Source organism: Celeribacter baekdonensis B30 (genome assembly GCF_000299875.1).
Lineage (GTDB): Bacteria > Pseudomonadota > Alphaproteobacteria > Rhodobacterales > Rhodobacteraceae > Celeribacter > Celeribacter baekdonensis_A.
Genome location: NZ_AMRK01000010.1, coordinates 39453 through 59060, shown reverse-complemented (window position 1 = coordinate 59060; position 19608 = coordinate 39453). Strand labels below are relative to the sequence as shown.

19 protein-coding genes are annotated in these 19608 nt (G+C 57.5%); 18 read left to right on the top strand and 1 reads right to left on the bottom strand.

Annotation, left to right across the window (positions count from 1 at the left end):
• Positions 1-5: 5 nt before the first annotated feature.
• The 12 genes from ubiV (at position 6) to B30_RS16085 (ending at position 13423) form a co-directional block, all read left to right on the top strand.
• A complete protein-coding gene (ubiV, locus tag B30_RS16140; protein WP_232616934.1) occupies positions 6-917 on the top strand; it encodes a ubiquinone anaerobic biosynthesis protein UbiV in 912 nt (303 codons plus the stop codon).
• A 396-nt stretch (positions 918-1313) separates the two neighbouring features.
• The gene (locus tag B30_RS16135; protein WP_009573207.1) at positions 1314-2825 is read left to right on the top strand and encodes an aldehyde dehydrogenase family protein; all 1512 of its coding nucleotides are present in this window, start codon (positions 1314-1316) and stop codon (positions 2823-2825) included.
• Between the two features lie 243 nt (positions 2826-3068).
• On the top strand, positions 3069-4646 hold the full coding sequence (locus tag B30_RS16130) for a GMC family oxidoreductase (RefSeq protein ID WP_009573206.1): 1578 nt from the start codon (positions 3069-3071) through the stop codon (positions 4644-4646).
• A 25-nt stretch (positions 4647-4671) separates the two neighbouring features.
• Positions 4672-5961 carry an ABC transporter substrate-binding protein gene (locus tag B30_RS16125; RefSeq protein WP_009573205.1) on the top strand — a complete coding sequence of 430 codons (1290 nt, stop codon included), beginning with the start codon at positions 4672-4674 and terminating at the stop codon, positions 5959-5961.
• 5 nt (positions 5962-5966) lie between these two features.
• Positions 5967-6728, top strand: coding sequence for an ABC transporter ATP-binding protein (locus tag B30_RS16120; protein WP_051130646.1), 762 nt, complete (start codon positions 5967-5969; stop codon positions 6726-6728).
• The gene (locus B30_RS16115; RefSeq protein WP_009573203.1) at positions 6728-7432 is read left to right on the top strand and encodes an ABC transporter ATP-binding protein; all 705 of its coding nucleotides are present in this window, start codon (positions 6728-6730) and stop codon (positions 7430-7432) included. The genes B30_RS16120 and B30_RS16115 overlap by 1 nt, the downstream gene beginning before the upstream one ends.
• Positions 7429-8301 (top strand): branched-chain amino acid ABC transporter permease, encoded by an 873-nt coding sequence (locus tag B30_RS16110; protein WP_009573202.1) that lies wholly within the window; start codon positions 7429-7431, stop codon positions 8299-8301. Before B30_RS16115 ends, B30_RS16110 begins: the two co-directional genes overlap by 4 nt.
• A 2-nt stretch (positions 8302-8303) precedes the next feature.
• Positions 8304-9335 carry a branched-chain amino acid ABC transporter permease gene (locus tag B30_RS16105; protein WP_009573201.1) on the top strand — a complete coding sequence of 344 codons (1032 nt, stop codon included), beginning with the start codon at positions 8304-8306 and terminating at the stop codon, positions 9333-9335.
• A 2-nt stretch (positions 9336-9337) separates the two neighbouring features.
• Positions 9338-10444: a class II histone deacetylase gene (locus B30_RS16100; protein WP_009573200.1), complete on the top strand. Its 1107-nt coding sequence runs from the start codon at positions 9338-9340 to the stop codon at positions 10442-10444.
• A 43-nt stretch (positions 10445-10487) separates the two neighbouring features.
• A complete protein-coding gene (locus B30_RS16095) occupies positions 10488-11522 on the top strand; it encodes a TRAP transporter substrate-binding protein (protein WP_009573199.1) in 1035 nt (344 codons plus the stop codon).
• 53 nt (positions 11523-11575) lie between these two features.
• The gene (locus B30_RS16090; protein ID WP_009573198.1) at positions 11576-12088 is read left to right on the top strand and encodes a TRAP transporter small permease subunit; all 513 of its coding nucleotides are present in this window, start codon (positions 11576-11578) and stop codon (positions 12086-12088) included.
• A 9-nt stretch (positions 12089-12097) separates the two neighbouring features.
• Positions 12098-13423, top strand: coding sequence for a TRAP transporter large permease (locus B30_RS16085; RefSeq protein WP_009573197.1), 1326 nt, complete (start codon positions 12098-12100; stop codon positions 13421-13423).
• A 62-nt stretch (positions 13424-13485) separates the two neighbouring features.
• Here the strand turns inward: B30_RS16085 and B30_RS16080 are convergent, their stop codons facing one another.
• On the bottom strand, positions 13486-14052 hold the full coding sequence (locus B30_RS16080) for a nuclear transport factor 2 family protein (protein ID WP_009573196.1): 567 nt from the start codon (positions 14050-14052) through the stop codon (positions 13486-13488).
• A gap of 251 nt (positions 14053-14303) precedes the next feature.
• Here B30_RS16080 and B30_RS16075 point away from each other — a divergent pair, with 251 nt between their 5' ends.
• From B30_RS16075 to B30_RS16050, 6 genes are read left to right on the top strand one after another with little or no spacing between them, the layout of a single operon-like run.
• On the top strand, positions 14304-15464 hold the full coding sequence (locus B30_RS16075) for an amidase (protein WP_009573195.1): 1161 nt from the start codon (positions 14304-14306) through the stop codon (positions 15462-15464).
• The gene (locus B30_RS16070; protein ID WP_009573194.1) at positions 15461-16612 is read left to right on the top strand and encodes an acyl-CoA dehydrogenase; all 1152 of its coding nucleotides are present in this window, start codon (positions 15461-15463) and stop codon (positions 16610-16612) included. Before B30_RS16075 ends, B30_RS16070 begins: the two co-directional genes overlap by 4 nt.
• Before the next feature lie 46 nt (positions 16613-16658).
• Positions 16659-17021: a hypothetical protein gene (locus tag B30_RS16065; RefSeq protein ID WP_009573193.1), complete on the top strand. Its 363-nt coding sequence runs from the start codon at positions 16659-16661 to the stop codon at positions 17019-17021.
• Between the two features lie 55 nt (positions 17022-17076).
• Complete coding sequence (locus B30_RS16060) at positions 17077-18354, top strand: aromatic ring-hydroxylating oxygenase subunit alpha (RefSeq protein WP_009573192.1); 1278 nt, start codon at positions 17077-17079, stop codon at positions 18352-18354.
• A complete protein-coding gene (locus tag B30_RS16055; RefSeq protein WP_009573191.1) occupies positions 18351-18845 on the top strand; it encodes an aromatic-ring-hydroxylating dioxygenase subunit beta in 495 nt (164 codons plus the stop codon). Before B30_RS16060 ends, B30_RS16055 begins: the two co-directional genes overlap by 4 nt.
• The gene (locus B30_RS16050) at positions 18845-19606 is read left to right on the top strand and encodes an SDR family NAD(P)-dependent oxidoreductase (protein ID WP_009573190.1); all 762 of its coding nucleotides are present in this window, start codon (positions 18845-18847) and stop codon (positions 19604-19606) included. Before B30_RS16055 ends, B30_RS16050 begins: the two co-directional genes overlap by 1 nt.
• Positions 19607-19608: the final 2 nt, after the last annotated feature.

The window sequence follows — 19608 nt, the reverse complement described above, 5'->3', positions numbered from 1 at the left end:
CCAACATGACGAAATTGACACTCGGCCCCATCGCCTATCACTGGTCCGCCGAGGCGCGGAGCGACTTTTATGCCCGCATCGCTGACGAGGCCCCGGTGGACGACGTCTATCTGGGCGAAGTGATCTGTTCCAAGCGCGCGCCCTTTCACGAGGCCGAACTGCCCGCCACGATCGACCGGCTGGAGCGGGCGGGCAAGCGGGTGATCTTGTCCACGCTGGCCGAAGTCATGCTTAAACGCGAGCGCAAGGCGACCGACGATCTGGCAGGGATCGACGCGCCTGAGATCGAAATCAACAATGCGGCGGGCCTCTTTGCGCGGGGTCGGCGCCCGCACCGCATCGGTCCGTTCATGAACGCCTATAACGAGGCAACCATCGGATGGATGGCCGCACGGGGCGCGACCCATGTCTGCCTGCCGTCCGAAATGCCAGCCCCGGCCATCGCCGTCGCGGCGCGTGCCGCAAACGATTTGGGGCTTGGTGTTGAGGTACAGGTCTTTGGCCGCGTCTCACTCGCCGTCTCAGCGCGCTGCTACCACGCCCGCGCCCATGGCCGGACCAAGGACAATTGCCAGTTCGTCTGCGAAGAAGATCCCGACGGTATGCCACTGCGCAGCCGTGATGATCAGCCAATCCTGCGGGTGAACGGCATTCAGACCCAGTCTGAGAGTTATCTTGACCTGTTGCCCGAAACCCCGCAACTGGTGGCCGACAGGGTCACCCATCTTCGGCTGATGCCGCAGAGGGTGGACATGGTTGCGGTGGCGCAGGTGTTTCGCGACGCGGTGGACGGCAGGCTGTCGATGAGCGAAGCAGACGCGCGCCTCGCGGCGCTGAGCGGTGATGCGCGCCTCAGCAATGGCTTCTACCATGGTGCGGCGGGCTACCGGCGGATCGCCATGGCGGCACCGGTCTGACTGCGGGACGAAGTCCACAACTCGATCCCGGCCTTGGCGCAGATATGTGCCTGCACCGGTCCGCGTGCGGTGAATGGCCCACATCATCATGCCTGTCATGCGCAGAGCATCGACCGGCCCATCCCCCTTTTAACACCTATGCCCATTTCGCGGATTTTGCGCTTGGGTTCGGTGAACTTTATGCGTGCAATATCAACGGAGCCCACTTTTCTCTAAGTGGTTATTGTAGACATAGACCCATTTTGCCGTTTAAAAATTCACCAATTTTTACGTTAACTTTCATTTAAATTTGACAGGGCGAGTCAGTTGCGTCAAGTTTCACGTTAACAATAACGCAAAAGCCAGAGATTCAATCGCTGGCGAAATAACGCACAACGCACCCCTTGGAGGTCAAAAATGAAAATTGCTGTGCCAGACAGCGCAGTGGAGGCTATCCTCCCGGCTGTCGCCGACTTTTTGAGCGTGCCTAAGATGGTCGTGGGCGGCCAAAGCTGCGAGGCGCTTTCCGGCCAAACCTTTGCTGTCTACGATCCGGCAACAGGTGGAGAAATCGCTCAGGTGCCCGCAGGTGGTGTCGAAGATGTCAATGCGGCAGTGGCTGCCGCTCGCACGGCCTTTGAAGGCCCTTGGTCCAACATGAGCGCCATGGCGCGTCAATCCCTGATGCTCAAACTCGCGGATATCATCGAGGAGAACGGCGAAGAGTTGGCCCAGATCGAGACCTTGGAAAACGGTAAGAACGTGATGATTTCACGTCTCATCGAGGTGCAATCCTCCGCCGAATACATCCGCTATATGGCCGGTTGGGCGACCAAGATTTATGGTCAGACCTTTGACGTGTCCATCGCCATCCCCGAGGGCACAAAATACCAAGCGCAGACCCGCAAAGAAGCCGTCGGCGTGGTTGCGGCGGTGACGCCGTGGAATTTCCCGCTCAACATGGCCGTCTGGAAAATCGCACCTGCATTGGCGGCGGGCTGTACCGTGGTGTTGAAGCCTGCCGAGGAAACACCGCTGACCTCGATGTATCTGGCGAAACTTTGCCTTGAGGCCGGGTTCCCTGAGGGGACGGTCAATGTCATTACCGGCACCGGTTCGGACGTGGGCGCGCCTTTGGTGGCGCATCCTGGGGTCGATAAAGTCACCTTTACGGGGTCCACCGCGACCGGAAAACTCATTGGCATTCAGGCGATGAAAGACATGAAGCCGGTGACATTGGAATTGGGCGGCAAAGCCCCGATGGTTATGTTCGACGATATGGATCTTGATCTGTTGGGCCCGGCAATCGGCATCGGCACGATGTTCAATTCCGGCCAAACCTGCACCTCGGGCACGCGGCTTTATATCCAAAAAGGCATCTACGAAAAGGCGCTCGACATCATTGCGGCCATTGCCGGGAGCCTGCCGATTGGTTCTGGGATGAACCCGGGCAATATGATCAATCCGCTGGTCTCAGCCAAACATCAGGCCCATGTCAAAGCCTGTATTTCCAAAGCGATCGAGCAAGGCGCAAAGCCAATTCTCAACGGGGCAGCCCCGAATGAGGGCTATTACGTTGCGCCGCAGATTTTTACCGAAACCACTCAAGACATGGCGATCATGCAGCAAGAGGTGTTTGGTCCGGTGATCTCAGTCACGCCGTTTGGCGACGCCGATGAGGCGATGACCATGGCCAACGATACGATCTATGGGCTTGGCGCGTCGATTTGGACCACGGATGTCAACAAAGTCATGCGCTACGTGCCGAAACTCAAAGCCGGAACAGTTTGGGTCAATGCCCACAACATCCCCGATCAAAACATGCCCTTTGGTGGCTTTAAACAATCGGGTGTAGGCCGTGAACATGGCGCAGGCGCACTTGAGAATTATCTCGAAACGAAATCGGTTTGCGTGGCGTATCCCGCGTAGACTGCATGGCCCTGTCCCTTTCCCCGAGGGGCAGGGCCTAAAGATCCTGTGTGTCTGACACGCAGCTTACCCCGCGAAGCCCCCGCCATAGAGGGGTCGCGACAACAGAGAGGAATGATCTGAAGATCGAGATGTACCCTCGGTCGGACGCCTTCCTTGTCACTGCAAAGCTCCCTCCCTCGTGTCGGCACCGCTGGCACGAACCGCTCTTTCTTTGTCCATTGCCAAGAGGCTCATCTCCCCATGAATGCCCATACCTATCCTCAGCTCTCCGCCGATCTGAACGGCAAAACATTTGATTATATCATCTGTGGTGCCGGGTCCGCCGGCTGCGTGATCGCCGCGCGCCTGTCCGAGGACCCTGCGGTTTCCGTCCTTCTGGTGGAAGCAGGTCACGGTGACACGCCCGATATGGTCTCCACCCCGCTGCGGGTGATCGACATTTGGTTTTCCGATTACGATTGGGGCTTTTCGACGGTGCCGCAAAAACATGCCGGAAACCGCCAAGTCTATTGGCCACGGGGCAAGGTCATGGGCGGCTGTTCGTCGATGAACGGCATGATCTATGTCCGCGGGCACAAGGCGGATTATGACGCTTGGTCGCTTCAGGGCAATTATGGTTGGGATTGGAAATCTGTCCTGCCGTATTTCAAGAAAATCGAAGATTTTGAAGGCGGTGCGGATGACTATCGTGCCACTGGTGGACCGCTACGTGTGATCAAGGACTACGAGCCGCACCCGGTGATGCAGGCTTTGGTCAAAGCCGGTGTCGAAGCAGGCATTCCCTATAACGAAGATTACAATGGTGAGACCACTGACGGTATTTCGCGCATCCAGTTCAACATCAAAGAAGGTAGGCGCGCCTCAACGGCGGCGGGTTATATCGACCCGATCCACAACCGCGCCAATCTGACGGTGATGAGCGGCGCGCGGGCCGAGAAGGTCTTGATCTCTGAGGGCGTTGTCACCGGGGTTCGACTTGCCACGGCTACGGGGTCGGTCACGCTCAATGCCGCCAAAGAGGTGGTGCTTTCTGCGGGGACTTTGGAAAGCCCGAAAATCCTCATGCTCTCAGGGATCGGTCCGAAAGAGCACTTGGCCGAACATGGCATTGGTTGCATCTGTGATCTGCCGGGCGTGGGCCAGAACCTGCATGACCACACCTTCCTGCCGATGGTCTATGAGAGTAAGCCGGACTACCCGTTCCCGACCGACCCGAACCTGCCACCGATGCAGGTGCATATGTTCACCAAATCGCATCCCGACATGGCGGTGCCGGACCTTCAGCCGCTGTTTTTCTCGGTGCCCGCCTATGCGCCGGGGCAGGAGGGGCCGATGAATGCCTTCACGCTCCACGCTGCGGGCATTCGTCCAACGTCGCGTGGTGAGATGCGGTTGACCGGGGCGTCGATCAACGACCCTGTCGCGCTCGATCCAAATCTTTTGTCGACCCAATATGACGTTGATTGCCTCGTCACCTCGATGAAGCAAATTCGCGATCTCACCTCTCAGCCTGCGCTCAAAGACTGGGTGACGCGCGAGGTCTATCCGGGGCCGGAAGTGCAAACGGATGAAGCGTTGGCAGAGTATGCCCGCTCTTTCGTAGGCAGCTATCACCATCAGGTTGGCACCTGCGCCATGGGCACCTCGGCCATGTCGGTCGTCGACCCTGAATTGCGGGTCTATGGCGTCAAAGGGCTGCGTGTGGCGGACGCCTCGATCATGCCCGCCGTGCCGTCCGGCAACACCAATGCTCCGGCCATCATGATCGGCGAAAAATGCGCTGATCTTATCAAGTTCAACGTCTGTGCCAGCGTTTGAACCGTGTGTTCCAAGGATATTCAACATGACAAAGCTCACCATGAATCGTCGTCACCTGATTAAATCCACCGCAGCGGCAACCCTGTTTGCGCCGTCGATCGTGTCTGCCCGCCGTGCCCATGCCGCGGGGGGCACCTTGCGGGTTGGGTATGTCTCTCCGCGCTCCGGCGCGTTGAGTCAAATCTCTGAAAGTGACGGCTTTGTCATTGACGCCGTGCGGGATACGTTGGGCGGTAAACTTGAGACGGCGGCAGGGGCGCTCGACATCGAGATCATCGAAAAGGACACGCAGTCTGATCCGAACCGGGCGGGCGATATGGCCTCCGATTTGATCTACCAAGATGAGGTCGATCTTGTGCTCGTCGGGTCCACACCGGATACGACCAACCCGGTTGCGGACCTGTGTGAACTCAACGGCGTTCCATGCCTCTCTGCGGCCACCCCATGGCAGTCCTGGTACTTTGGCCGCGGTGGTGCGCCAATGGAGAAAAGCTTTACCTACACCAACCACTTCTTCTGGGGGTCTGAGGATCTTTTGGCGGTATATTTTGGCCTTTGGGCCGGATTAGAAACGAATAAAGTCGTCGGCGCGCTTTGGCCAAACGACCCGGATGGGATCGCTTTTGCCGATCCGAATCTGGGTTTTCCGCCCGCTCTGTCTGAGGCTGGCTATACCCTTGTCGATCCGGGCCGCTACCAAAACCTGAAGGATGATTTCTCCGCCGAGATCAATGCGTTCAAATCCGCAGGGGTCGAAATCGTCACTGGTGTCATGCTTCCACCTGACTTGGCGACCTTCATGACACAGGCCAAACAGATGGGCTACACGCCGAAATTCGTCACTGTGGCCAAAGCTGCTTTGACTCCAAAAGGTGTTGAAAGTTTCCCGGATGGTTTGGGTGAAAACCTTTCCGGTGAATATTATTGGGGGCCACAATACCCCTATGTGTCGTCGCTCACCGGCCAATCGACCGAGATGCTTTGTGCCGCTTACATGGAGGGCACAGGCAACCAATGGCTGCAAGGCACAGGCTATGTTCATGCCCTGTTCGAGGTGGCGGTGGATCTGCTCAAGCGCACAGAAGATGTGACTCCCGAGGCCGTTGTGGCGGCGATGAATGCCACCGATTTGAACACCTGTGTTGGGCATATCAAATGGGGCGATTTCGCTTTGGCGCCAAACGTTGCCAAAACGCCGGTCGCAGGCGGGCAGTGGCAATCGGACGGTGAGGGGGGCTTTAAATTGGTCTGCACCTTTAACGATGTCGCGCCTGATATTGTGACCAACGGCACTTTGGAACCGAAGGTTTGGTAAGTGCTGTGACTGAGGTATTTACTCCCTCGGGACCCGTGCTTGAGGCGCGGGCCCTGACCAAGCGCTACGGCGCTTTGACGGTCAATGATGCGGTGTCCTTTTCGCTCGCAGCGGGTGAGGCGCTTGGTGTGCTTGGTCCGAACGGTGCAGGTAAAACGACGCTGTTGAAAATGCTCGCGGGATCGACCGCCCCAAGCGCCGGACAGGTGCTCTATGACGGGCGCGATATGTCCGGGCTGACCGAACCCGCACGCTGTCGCCAAGGCATTGTGCGGACCTCGCAAGTGCCGCAACCGTTTGAACAAATCTCGGTTTGGGAAAACGTTTTGACGGCGGCCTATCACGGCGGGGGCCATCATGGCGATGCGGCGGAAGAGGTGGCCTACACCGCGCTCAAGCGCACGGGACTTTTGGAACGCCACGAAGAAATGGCCGGAGCGTTGTCATTGATGGGGCGCAAACGGTTGGAATTGTCGCGGGCACTGGCCTGTGAACCCAAGGTGCTTTTGCTGGATGAAATCGCAGGCGGCTTGACCGATTTTGAGGTCCACGACCTTGTTGTGCTGATCCAAGATATTCGTACCTCAGGTGTTTCGATCATCTGGATTGAGCATGTGGTGCATGCGCTTGTGGCTGTCGTGGATCGACTCATTGCCTTGGATTTCGGTCAATTGATTGCCGAAGGCACTCCCGACGAGGTGATGGAAGGCGAGGCCTTCAAACGCGCCTATTTTGGCGAGGATGCGATTTTAGAAGGGGTGCGCTGATGGCTTTGCTTGAGGTTGAAAACCTATCCGCCGGATACGGATTGTTTCAGGCCCTTCGCGGAATTTCCTTGGCTGCTGAGGAAGGCGAAACCTTGGCCATCGTCGGGGCCAATGGTGCCGGCAAAACAACATTGCTGCGCACGATTTGTGGCGCGCTTCCGGCGATGACGGGTCGGGTGTCCTTTGACGGCACGTCGATTGAAAACAGTTCGGCGCATCAACTGGCCCGGCTTGGTATTTCGATGGTGCCAGAGGGGCGCAAACTGTTCCCAAGCCTCACGGTCGAAGACAATTTGATCATCGGCAGCTATCCAAAACGCAAAGGCTTTTGGACGGTGGAGCGCGTGTATGCGCTTTTCCCCGAATTGGTCAAACGCCGCAACAATCGCGGGCTGGATCTGTCAGGCGGGGAGCAGCAAATGGTCGCGATTGGCCGGGCCCTGATGGCCAATCCCCGGTTGTTGTTGATGGATGAAATCTCCCTTGGCCTTGCGCCTATTGTGGTGAATCAAATTTACAAAAGCCTGCCGGAAATCAGCGGCCATGGCACCTCTATTGTCCTTGTTGAACAGGATTTGAACCGGGCACTGAGTGTTTCCAATCACGTCTATTGCCTGCTTGAAGGCCATGTTGAACTGTCCGGTCTTTCGGCCCAGATGGATCGCCAGGCCTTGATCGACGCTTATTTTGGAGCAAATGCATGATTGCGACGTCTACCATGCTCAACGGTGTCCTTTTGGGCGGTCTTTATGCGCTTTACGGGCTGGGTCTGTCTTTGACATTCGGCATTATGCGCACCGTCAATCTCGCCCATGGGGACATCATTGTTCTCGCGACCTACCTCGCGCTTATAACCACGCAGGTGTTGGGGCTGACGCCTCTCATGTCGCTCGCCGTGCTTGTTCCGGTGATGTTTTGTATCGGCTACGGGCTTCAACGCTTGATCCTCAATCGCACGCTGAAAGACGGGATGATGCCGGCGGTGATCATCACCTTTGGCCTGTCTTTTGTCATTCAGAACGGCTTGCTTTTGGGCTTTTCCGCGGATCGTCAGGTGCTGCGGCAGGGGGCGATTGAAACCATGGGGGTCACGCTCGCGCCCGGAGTGACCATCGGCGTGTTCCCGATTTTGACTTTGGCGGTTTTGTTGGTGATGATCTTTGCGCTTCAGGCCTTTATGGGGCGCACGCTTTTGGGGCGCGCGTTTCGTGCCACGTCAGATGACCCGGCAACGGCGGAGTTGATGGGCATCGACGGCAAGCGCATTTATGGCCTCGCGATGGGGCTGTCTTTTGCCATCATCGCGGTCACTGGCGTGGTGATGGGCATTCGCTCGAACTTCTCGCCGTTTGACGGCCCCGCGCGGCTTATTTTCGCTTTTGAGGTCATCATCATTGGCGGCATGGGGTCGATTTATGGCGTGCTTGCGGGTGGGTTGATCCTTGGCATCGCCCAGACGATTGGCGGCGCGATCAATCCCACATTTTTCCAACTTGCGGGCCATCTCGTGACGCTTGGCATTCTTGTCGTGCGGCCGTCTGGTCTGTTTCCAGAGACCATAGAGAGGGACTGATCATGGCCGAGTCTCAGATCGTGCCCCCCCGCCCGTATGCGCGCACATCGTCTGCCGCGCTGCCACTCTTTGCCTTTGCCGTCATCTTGGCCGCGCTCATCACTTTGCCATTTTGGGCCACGGGTTACACCCAGCGCTCGGTGTTGGAATTCCTGTATTTCCTCGCTCTTGCCCAAGCATGGAACCTGATGGCGGGCTATGCCGGGATGATGTCCATCGGCCAACAGGCTTTTGTTGGCATCGGGGCTTATGGCCTTGTGGTCATGGCCGAAGACCTTGGCATAAACCCCTTTCTCACAGTGCCTCTTGCCGCCATTCTGGCCGTCATCCTTGCGGTCCCGGTGAGTTGGCTTTTGTTCCGACTGAAGGGCGCATATTTTGCCGTGGCCACATGGGTCATTGCCGAAACCGTGCGTCTGACGGTGAACGCCAATATTGATTGGCTCGGCGGTGGTCGCGGCCGCACCGTGCGGTCGCTGGGTCAATTTGACCGGCATCTGCGCGAAGACCTAGGCTATTGGGTGGCGCTTGCGCTCGCGATCATCGCGGTGTTCGGCGTGTTTTTCCTGTTGCGCTCCAAAACCGGGTTGGCGCTTCAGGCGATCCGCGACACCGAGAATGGCGCGCGCAGTGTGGGTGTTGAAACCCGGCGCACCAAACGCATCGTCTACCTTTTTGCCGCTGCCATTGCCGGGGCAACGGGAGCGCTGATTTACATTGTTCAGATCAATGTGCGCCCGGATGCGGCCTTTTCGATCAACTGGGCGGCCTATGTGATTTTCATCGTGGTGATTGGCGGGATCGGCACCATCGAAGGGCCGATCTTGGGCACGTTGGTGTTCTTTTTCCTGCGCGGCATGTTGGCCGATCTTGAGGCGTGGTCGATGCTGATCTTTGGTCTGATCGCCATCATGATGATGCTCTTTGCTCCAAAAGGGCTCTGGGGTCTTTTGAACACCCATCGGCCTGTCCTTTTGTTTCGTACGGCGCGACGCCTTCCGGAGAGGTTCGCGCCCCAAAAAGAAGGTGAATAGACGTGACAAAACCAGTTTTTTATTTCGACGAAAAGACACTTTGGTTCACGGCGGGTCTCTCCGCATTGGTGCAGCCTGTTGGCGGCTGGGTTCAGCCTCCGGCGAGTGGCGGCCATGCCGACAGCCCAGATCCCAAACGGCGACTTAAATCTTTGATGGATGTCTCCGGGTTGACGCAGGCATTCGACGTCAAAACCGCAGCGCCTTTGACGGACGCGGAGCTACAGCGCATTCATCCCAAATCCTACCTTGAGGCATTCAAAGCCATGAGCGATGCGGGCGGTGGGGCACTGCATCCGACCGCGCCTTTTTCCGGTGGGAGTTATGAGATCGCGGCACTTTCTGCGGGGCTGGTGAGCCGCGCCGTTTTGGATGTGGCCGAAGGAGCGTGTCAGCGCGCCTATGCCATTTCGCGCCCCTCTGGCCATCATTGCTTGCCCGACACGCCAATGGGATTTTGCATGTTTGCCAATGTCGCCATTGCGGTGCGCTCCGCTCAGGAGGCTGGTATCGGGCGGATTGCGGTGCTCGATTGGGACGTGCATCACGGCAATGGCACAGAGGCCTGTTTTTACGATGATCCGACGGTCTTGACGATCTCGATGCACCAAGAGGCCTGTTTTCCGCCCGGAAGTTCGGGCGCAGTGGAGGCCGCAGGAGAAGGGGCGGGGATCGGTGCAAATGTGAATGTCCCGATTTGGCCCGGCGCGGGGCACGCCGCCTATCTCTATGCCTTTGAGCGTATCGTTGCGCCGTCGATCACTGAGTTCGCGCCAGAGATGATCATCGTGGTCAACGGGTTGGATGCCAATGGTGTCGATCCTTTGGCGCGTATGTTGGCGCATAGCGAGACGTTTCGGGCCCTGACCAAGAGCGTGATGGCGCTTTCCGAAGTGCTCTGTGAGGGCCGTCTCGTGATCGTCCAAGAGGGCGGTTATGCCGAAAGCTATGTCCCGTTTTGCGCACTTGCCGTTCTCGAAGAACTTTCGGGTGCGCGCACCGAGGTTGAGGATCCCTTTCTCGATTTGCTCATCGAACAGCAACCCAGCACTGAGGCCGTCGCAGCACAGCTTGCGGCCTTGGCGCGACACCCACGACACGTCCCATAAACACGGCCGGAAAGGTCGGAACACACTCAATAGGAGACAGCAAATGAAGACGCACATCAAATCTCTGGTCACCTTGGCCGTCACGGTTTCCACACTGGTGGCCGCCCCGGTGATGGCCAAAGGGACCAGACTCGACATTCAAAGCGCATGGCCTTTAACCATGCCCGCAAGTGGCGCCAACGCGGCATATTTGGGTGAGACGCTCAATGAAAGCTCAGGTGGGTCGCTTGATGTGACTGTTTATGGCGCGGGCAAATTGGTGCCGTCGCTGCAAATTTTCGACGCGGTGCAACAGGGTACGTTGGACGCGGGTATCACCTCTCCGCTCTATGTCGCGGGTCGCTTTCCGGCTGTGCAATTGTTTGGCGGCATCCCCTTTGGCCCCGACGCAATCACCCACACGGCTTGGCTTTATGACGGTGGCGGGCGCGAAATCTGGTCCGAAATCTACGCCAAACAGGGGGTTGTAACCATCCCCTGTGGCCTGATGGATAGCGAAGCGGGTGGCTGGTACAATTTCGAGATCAACACGGTCGATGATTTCAAAGGCAAGAAGGTTCGGTTTGCCGGGCTGGCCGGCGAGGCGATGGTCAAGGTCGGTGCGTCCATCGTGCTTTTGCCGGGTGGTGAGATCTATCCGGGTCTTGAAAAAGGTCTGATTGATGGCACTGAATTGTCCATGCCCGCCATCGACATCACTCTGGGTCTTCAGCAAGTGGGCAAATACTATTACCTCCCCGGTTGGCACCAACCCGCCGCGATGAATGAGTTGATCGTCAATCAGGCGAAATGGGACAGTTTGGACGCCAGCCAACAGGCTTTGATCGAAGAGAGCTGTAAGGCCGTGAACCTTGAGTCCATCACCTCGACCATGGCGTTGAATGCCAAAGCCGTGGCCGAGTTTGAAGCCGCTGGTGTTGAGATCAAATCCTTCCCGCCGGAAGTCTTGGAGCATCTCCATGCCGCCTTTGACGAGGTGATCGCCGAACAAACTTCCAAAGACGCCGATTTCAAACGGGTCTGGGAGTCGCTGACCGCTTACCGCGCCTCTGTCGCACCTTGGGCGGAACGCCGTTAAGCCATCTGCGCCGGGGGGGATACCTCCGGCGCGCATTTGCAGGGAAGCACATCATGCAAATCGTTATCGCGCTCATTGAGGGCTTCATCATCCGGGTTGGTAAAATCGGCGCGTTGTTTTTACCGCTTTTGATGCTCACCATTCTGGTTAATGTCACCTCTCGATATGCCTTCGGCATTGGCTCGATCGAGTTGGAAGAACTGCAATGGCACCTCAATGCCGTGGCGGTGATGTCGTGTCTGGCATGGACCTATCAACAAGACGCTCATGTGCGCGTTGATGCGTTTCACGTCAAAATGTCGGCCACGCAAAAGGCCATCGTCGAACTGTGCGGCGTGGTGTTTTTGTTGTTGCCGTTCCTTTGGTTTGTCACTGACAGCGCGTGGACGATTTTTGGCTATTCTTGGCGCCTCAAAGAAGGCTCGCCCATGCCGTCGGGGTTGCCCGCGCGCTACATCATCAAGTTCGTGATGGCCGCTGGGCTCAGCCTTTTGGCGTTGCAGGCCGTGGCCATTGCTCTGAAATCCATCCTCTTTCTGTTTGGTCCCAAGACCTACAAAGACTAAGGCGCAATCATGGACATTCTCTTTGTTTTCCTTCTTTTCGCCTCCTTCATGGTGGTGATGTTCTCGGGCTTTCCGATTGCGTTTGTTTTGGGCGGTGTAGCAGTTCTGTTCGCGGCTTTGGGTACTCTGCTTGATGCGTTTAGCGTAGACGCCGATATGGCCTCACTGCGGATGATCGGATTTGTTGCCAACCGCATCTTCGACACGCTCTCAAGCTACTCTCTCATCCCGATCTCCATGTTCGTCTTCATGGGCATGATGTTGGACAAATCTGGAGTTGCAGAGCGGCTTTTGACCCGGATGCACCAGGTGTTGCGGGTGGTTCCGGGGGGTATGGCGGTTTCTGTTGTGTTGATCGGCGTGGTACTTGCTGCCTCCACTGGCATCATCGGGGCCTCTGTCGTTTTGCTCGCCACAATTGCCATGCCCGCGATGCGCGGCGCGGGTTACGATGACCGGCTTGGCCTTGGCGTTGTCGGGGCAACCGGGTGTTTGGGCATTCTTATCCCACCGTCGATCATGCTTATTGTCATGGGGGATCAGTTGCAGATCCCCGTCGGCGACTTGTTTCGTGGCGCGATGGTGCCGGGGCTGTTGTTGGCGCTGGCCTATGTGGCCTATGCCGTGTTTGTTGCACTGCGCTATCCAGATCGCGCTCCGGCCAAGCCGATTGAACCGGGGCGTGAGCTGCGCGAGGTCGTGCTTGATTTGATCGGCTCTCTGGTCGCGCCGTTGCTTTTGGTCATTGCGGTTTTGGGGTCCATTGTCTTTGGCATCGCCACGCCGACCGAGGCCTCTGGCGTCGGTGCGGCGGGGGCGACGTTGATCGCATTGATGTCGAAACGTCTCACGTGGTCGGGATTTCGGGAGGTGTGCGAAAGCACAGGTACAACCACCGCGTTTCTCTTTGCGTTGATCTTTGGTGCATCATGTTTTTCCGTCGTGCTGCGCGGATATGGTGGCGATGAATTGATCGAAAATGCGCTTCACGCCATCCCCTTGCCGCCGACCGGGACATTGATTTTGATCCTGTTCATCGTGTTCCTGTTAGGGTTCTTTCTAGACTGGATGGAGATCATTTTGATCGTTGCCCCTTTGGTTTTGCCGGTTTTGACCGCGTTGGGGCATGACCCCGCCTGGGTGGCCATTCTGATGGCGATTTGCCTGCAGACCTCGTTTTTGACCCCGCCGGTTGGGATGGCGTTGTTCTACCTCAAAAATGCGGTGCCGGATGTGGAGATCACCCACATCTATCGAGCGGTTCTGCCTTTCGTGGCAATGCAAATCGGGATTTTGGTACTCACGCTTCTGGTGCCAAAACTTGCCCTTTGGTGAGACGAGCAAACTGAAAAAGGGCGCCTGTTGGGGCGCCCTTTCGCGTGTGAGTCGCTGTGATTTCACGGTTTCATCAAAACCGAGGCAGAGGGATAATCCGAGGCCCAAGTGGCAGGAAGCGGCGCAACAAAGACGTTTTCCGTGCGGTTGCGGGTGTAACGCCACGTGCCATCGTCACATTTTTTGAACGCATTAAACAGGCGCGAAGAACGCAAAAGCGCTTTGCCGTCGGAGAACAGCCAAGGCTGCATATGGACCCATTGACCCGTTGCAGTCAGGCCGTCGGAGGCCACGTTGATCTGTTCCGAGGTCAGGTAGTGACAGTTGAGAATCAGCGCCGGATCGGTTTTGCCGCCCCAGAACCCTTCGAAGTGTTTGCGCACGGCGGCTTTGCCTTCGGCGCGGCCAAACTGTCCGGTGTAATATTCGCCAACGCCTTCCCAAACGGCTTCTTCAGAGAAGAGTCCCATAATTAAATCAATGCGTTCTGCATCATCTTTGACGCCATATTCGGGCATCGGCGTGTCGCAAAGAAACATATAGCGGGATTGTACGCGGCGGACTTCAGCCTCGGCTTCGAGCAGTTCAAGCCGTTTGGTGAGGGCGGCGATGGTGTCAGAGTCGGTCATGTGCGTCCTTTCGGTTCGGCGCTGTGTCGCGCCTTGGATTTTGAGACAAACCTCGGGCAAAAATTGAGCTTTGCGGAGGAGTGTTGCCTGCAATTAAAGCAGTAAAATTACCGTAAATAGGTTTTACAGCACTCTCCATAAATGCGCAAAGAAATTGTTTCATCTTTCACTTGACCTGTGACGTAAATACGTGAAGATTACTGTAACAGCGTCACGCCAGATGACGTCAAAGCCCAAACAGGGACCAGAAAATGAACGCACACGCCACCAGCTCTCACGCGCTGGTCCAAGAGCTGTCTATGGGCGGCACTGGGCCAACCGTCGTGATCAAAGATTGCATCGACATTGCCGGCACAGTGACGGGCTGTGGCTCGGAAGCCTTTGCTTCTGCCGCGCCAGCCCTTGAAAACGCCGTTGTGGTCGACGCCCTTCTGACGGCCGGATGCCGGATCATCGGCAAAGCCAATATGCACGAACTGGCCTTTGGAATGACGGGCGTGAATGGCTTTCACGGCACCCCGGTGAACCCCAATTGGCCGGACCGCATTCCCGGCGGGTCGTCGTCCGGGTCCGCCGCCGCCGTGGCCTCGGGCCTATGCGATTTTGCTATTGGCACGGATACCGGCGGATCGGTGCGCCAGCCTGCGATTTGCTGTGGTGTGATCGGGATCAAGCCCACCTTTGGCCGGATCAGCCGCAAGGGTCTGTCGCCCAAGAACAGCTCGCTTGATTGTGTCGGGGCCTTCGCCCGCGACATGGATATGATCGAGACCGCGATGGCGGCAATGGACCCGACCTTCACCCCCGAAACCCTTGTCAATGCTCCCAAATTGACTCGAATCAAATCTGATCCCGTGGCCGAAGTGGGGGACCCTTTGGTCTATGCCTTGATGGATGCCTATCCGGGCATGGGCTATGAGTGCCTCCCCCATTTTGAAGCGGCGTTTCAGGCTGGAATGACGGTGATTTCCTATGAGACCGCCGCCGCGTTTGGGCATTTGCTCGACGAAGGCGCGCCGCTTGGCGCGGATATTCACAAGCGCCTGACGGCGGCACGCCACGTGACCGAGGCGCAATTGGCCGAGGCCGAAGCAGTGCGCACCGCGTTTACCGCCGAAGTGGACGCGCTTTTGGAACAGTATGACGCGCTTGTGACGCCGGCTTTGCCGGTGATTCCGCCGACGCTGAGCGAGGCGCAAGATCCACAAACCATTCTGCCGCTGACGCGTTTTTTGCGTCCGTTTAACCTCAGCGGCCACCCCGCCATCACCTTGCCCGCGCGCACCAACTCCGGCTTGCCCATCGGGCTGCAATTGGTTGGGCGTAAAGGCGAAGAGGCCCGACTTTGCGCGATTGCGCGTTGGATCGTCTCCTGTGTTCCCGATTTTCAGTCAAAGGACCAAAGCCAATGACCTCACTGTCCAAACTCTCCACAAATCAGGCAAATGATGCGCTCTACATCTCCGTCTTAGATGAAATCCGTGCCCGTCGGGCCGAGTTTACTCAGCTGCGCCATGTGCCGCTGGATGTGGTGGAGCGGCTGCAACACATTGGCGTCTATCGTTCTTTTGTGCCCGCCCGGTTTGGCGGCGATGAGAAAACCCCCGCCGAGTTTTGCCGTCTGATCGAAGACGTCTCTGCCGCGGATGCCTCCACCGGCTGGGTTGCAAGTTTTGGTGTCTCCGCCACCTATTTGGCGGCGTTGCCGTCGCAGACCTATGCGGAAATCTACGGCAAAGACCCAAACACCGTGTTCGCGGGCGCAATGTTCCCGCCGCAAAAAGCCGACAAAGTCGATGGCGGGTTCAGGGTCAAAGGCCGCTGGCCGTGGTGCTCTGGCATCATGGGGGCCTCGCTGGTTGGCGCGGGCATCAAGGTCGAAGGCGATGACACACCGCTGCCTCGTGTGGCCGTGCTGCCCCGCAACAAGGTGTTTGTCGATGAGACATGGAACACCATTGGCTTGTCTGCGACCGGATCGCATGACGCGGTGGTCGAAGATGTCGTGGTTGCCCCTGAGTGGACCTTTATCCGCGGCGGCAAACCCGAGATGGACGATCTGATTTTCAAATACCCGGCGATGGCTTTGGCGTCACAGGTTTTGGCCGTCGTGGCCTTGGGCGCCGCACGCGAAGCACTTGATTTCTTGGTGAAAGACGCTGCCGAGCGTGCCTCGATTACCGGCGCACCGAACCCGGGCGCACGTCCTTATGTGCAGGCCGAATTCGCTAAGGCGCAGGGCATCTTGATGGGCGCACGCGCCGCGTTTTACGACACGATTGAGGCGGCTTGGGAGCAACTCAAGACCACCGGAGATGTGTCGCAGGACATGAAAATTCGCCTGCGTCTGGTCGCCACAAAAGCCGCCCGCGATGGCGCAGAGGCGGCCCGTATTGCCTTTGTCATCGGCGGCTCGGGCGTGATGGAAACCGGCCATACCTTGGGCCGTTGCATGGTGGACGCGGCTTGTGTCGCGCAACACGCCTTTATGGGCGAAGGCACCTGGACCGCCGCGGGGGCCGGTTTTTTCGACCAACCGACCATGCCTGGCTACCCCTAAAACACCCAACTGATTGCACGAAATATTCCCGAAAGAGGACGACCCCATGAGCGACCAAAAGCCGATCCGCACTCTGTTGTGCTTTAACAACCATCCGACATTTTTCAGCCTGCCGTTTGACCAAATCGGCCCGGTTTGGAAAGCCACCCAAGAGTTGATGTCCGGCATTGACCAGATGGAGGGCGTCGAAATCGTCGGGACGTTTGACGACGATCAGACCATGGTGGGGGCTTCCTCTGGCTTTCCATTCACATGGTACATGCTCTGTGATTTCCCGACCCGCGAAGACGTTCAAGCCGCGTGTAACCTGTTGCGCACCATCGTGGTGGGTGAGGGCAATGACCGCCTTTGGAAATACATGACCGTCGAGGCGCGCATGGGCCGCGCTTTGGAAATCCCGCAACTTTAATTTTCCGGGGTGCGCGGTTTCGACGCCATCCTGATGCCACTGAGAAGGAGCTAACATGTCTCTTGATATGCCAAAGTTCAGTGACCTTGACGCACTCTACGACGAAGAGAATGCGCTGGTCGGAACCGCCATGTACGAAGATCCTGATCTCTTTGACGAAGAGATGGAAAAGATTTTCAAAAACACCTGGGTCTGGATCGCACATGAAAGCGAATTCCCTGACAAAGGCTCGTTCAAACTCTCCAACGTCGGTCTTGAGCCGGTGATCGTGGTGCGCGACCGCAAGGGAAAAATCCATTGCATGGTCAACCGGTGTCGTCACCGGGCCGCCACCGTGTGCGAAGTCAAAAAGGGCAAGACCTCGTCGTTCCAATGCCCGTATCACGGCTGGGGCTACGGGCTTGACGGCTCTTTGCGCGCGCTGCCTTACCCGGAACAGTACGGCGATGATTTCGACAAGGCTCAGCATGGTCTGTTGAAACTGCGCACCGAATCCTACAACGGCATGGTCTTTGCGACCTTCAAAGAGGACATGGAACCGCTCGAAGAGTTTCTGGGCGAGGCCGTGTGTCGCTACATCGACCTGTTCATGAAACAGGGCGGTGGCTTCCCGGTCAAAGTGTTGGGCGAGCATCAGTTCACCGTGCCGATGAACTGGAAAGTGCAGTTGGAAAACACCACCGACGCCTATCATTTCCCGGTCGTGCACAAGAGCTTTATGCAAACGCTCGACGGCCAGACCGAAGAGATGTTCGACTTTCTCGACAAGGGCAAAGGCTGGGTTGAGGATCTGGGCAATGGTCACTCGATCATGATGATGATCCCGGAGCTTGAAGACCTCGACGCCAACCTCGGCGCACCGATCCCGGCCCGTTTTGAAGAGCTGGCACAAGAAATCCGTGACGAAGGCTATCCCGAGGATCAGGTCAAGAAAATCGTCCGCGCCGTGGGCGGGGCGGGGTTCAACCTCAACCTTTTCCCCAACGTGTCCTTCTCCTTGGCGTTCTTTCGTGTGCTTACGCCGATCTCGGTTGAGCAAACCGACATTCGTCACATCGCCATCGGCATGGACGGCGGCCCGGATGCCGCCAACCAAGCGCGGATTCGTCTGCACGAGCATTTCCAAGGGCCGATGGGCTTTGGCTCGCCGGATGACGCCGAAGTGTGGGAGCGCATTCAGCGCGGCACCAAAGGCGGCGAAGACCTCAAGATCCTCGTGAACCGCGGCATGGTCGATGAGGTCGACGGGCCGAATGGTCCGCGTGGTCACATCTCCGCTGAGACCGGCATGCGTGCCGCTTACAAAATGTGGAAAGGCTTGATGGCACAATGACTGAGATGAGCAAAATCGACACCAAATCCCTGTTGGCCGATGTCACAGCTTTCATCTGGGCCGAAGGCGCGATGCTGGACGCGCGCGAATATGACGAGTGGCTCGACCTGTGGACCGATGACGGCCTCTACATCATGCCGATCGGCGACACGGTGGATTTCCAAAACAGCGTCAACCTGTGTTATGACAACGCCAAAATGCGCAAAGATCGCATTGGTCGTTTTCACCAAGGGTTCTCCATCTCGTCCGCGCCACCCGCTTTGACGGTGCGCACGTTGTCGCGGTTTCGGATCGAGGGCACAGAAGGCGACTTGGTCACCGTGACCTGCGCCGAGCATGTGATCGAGGACAAATTTGGCCGCCAACGTACTTGGGCGGGCAATATCGCATACACTCTCAAATCCACCGAGGGCGGGTTCAAATTGCACCAAAAGATCATCCGTCTTTTGAACTCTGATGGGATGCTGAATTCGTTCAGCTATCTGTTCTGATGAGCGCGCCTCTTCCAGAAAAAATCTCGACCGCAGTGGTCACGGGCGGCGCGCGTGGTTTTGGCGCGCAGGCGGTCCGGGCACTGCACAAGGCGGGCTACCGTGTGATCATTACCGACGTAAATCCCGGTGAGGAGGCCAAAGCCTTGGCCTCCGAATTGGACCTTGCTGGGGACACCGCGATCACCGCGACATTGGATGTTTCCAAGCCTGAGGATTTCCAAACCGTGCTCGACAAATGTATCGAACGCTATGGCTCGGTCGAGGTCCTGGTCAACAACGCCGCGCGCACCGCTGTGCAAAATGTGCTCGACATTGATCCCGCATTTTTCAACGAGGTCATGGCGACAAACGCTGGCGGTACTTTTGCGGGCTGCCAGATTTTTGGCCGCTATTTCAAAGCGCAAGGCTACGGTCGTATGATCAATATGGCCTCTTTGGCCGGTCAAAACGGCGGCACCGCCACGGGCGCGCATTATGCCGCCTCCAAAGGTGCGATCCTGACGCTGACCAAAATCTTTGCCCGCGATCTCGCGCCGTTTGGCGTGACCTGCAATGCCATCGCGCCGGGTCCGATGGACACGCCAATGGTGCGCGCGGTTTTGGGCGACACTATCGACAACGCCATTGCGGGCATCCCGGTCAAAAAACTCGGCGATCCCGACTTTGTTGCCAAGATGGTTGTCATGTTGGCGGGCCCCGATGCGGGCTTTGTCAACGGCGCCTGTTGGGACGTCAATGGCGGGCTGTATGTGAGGTAATG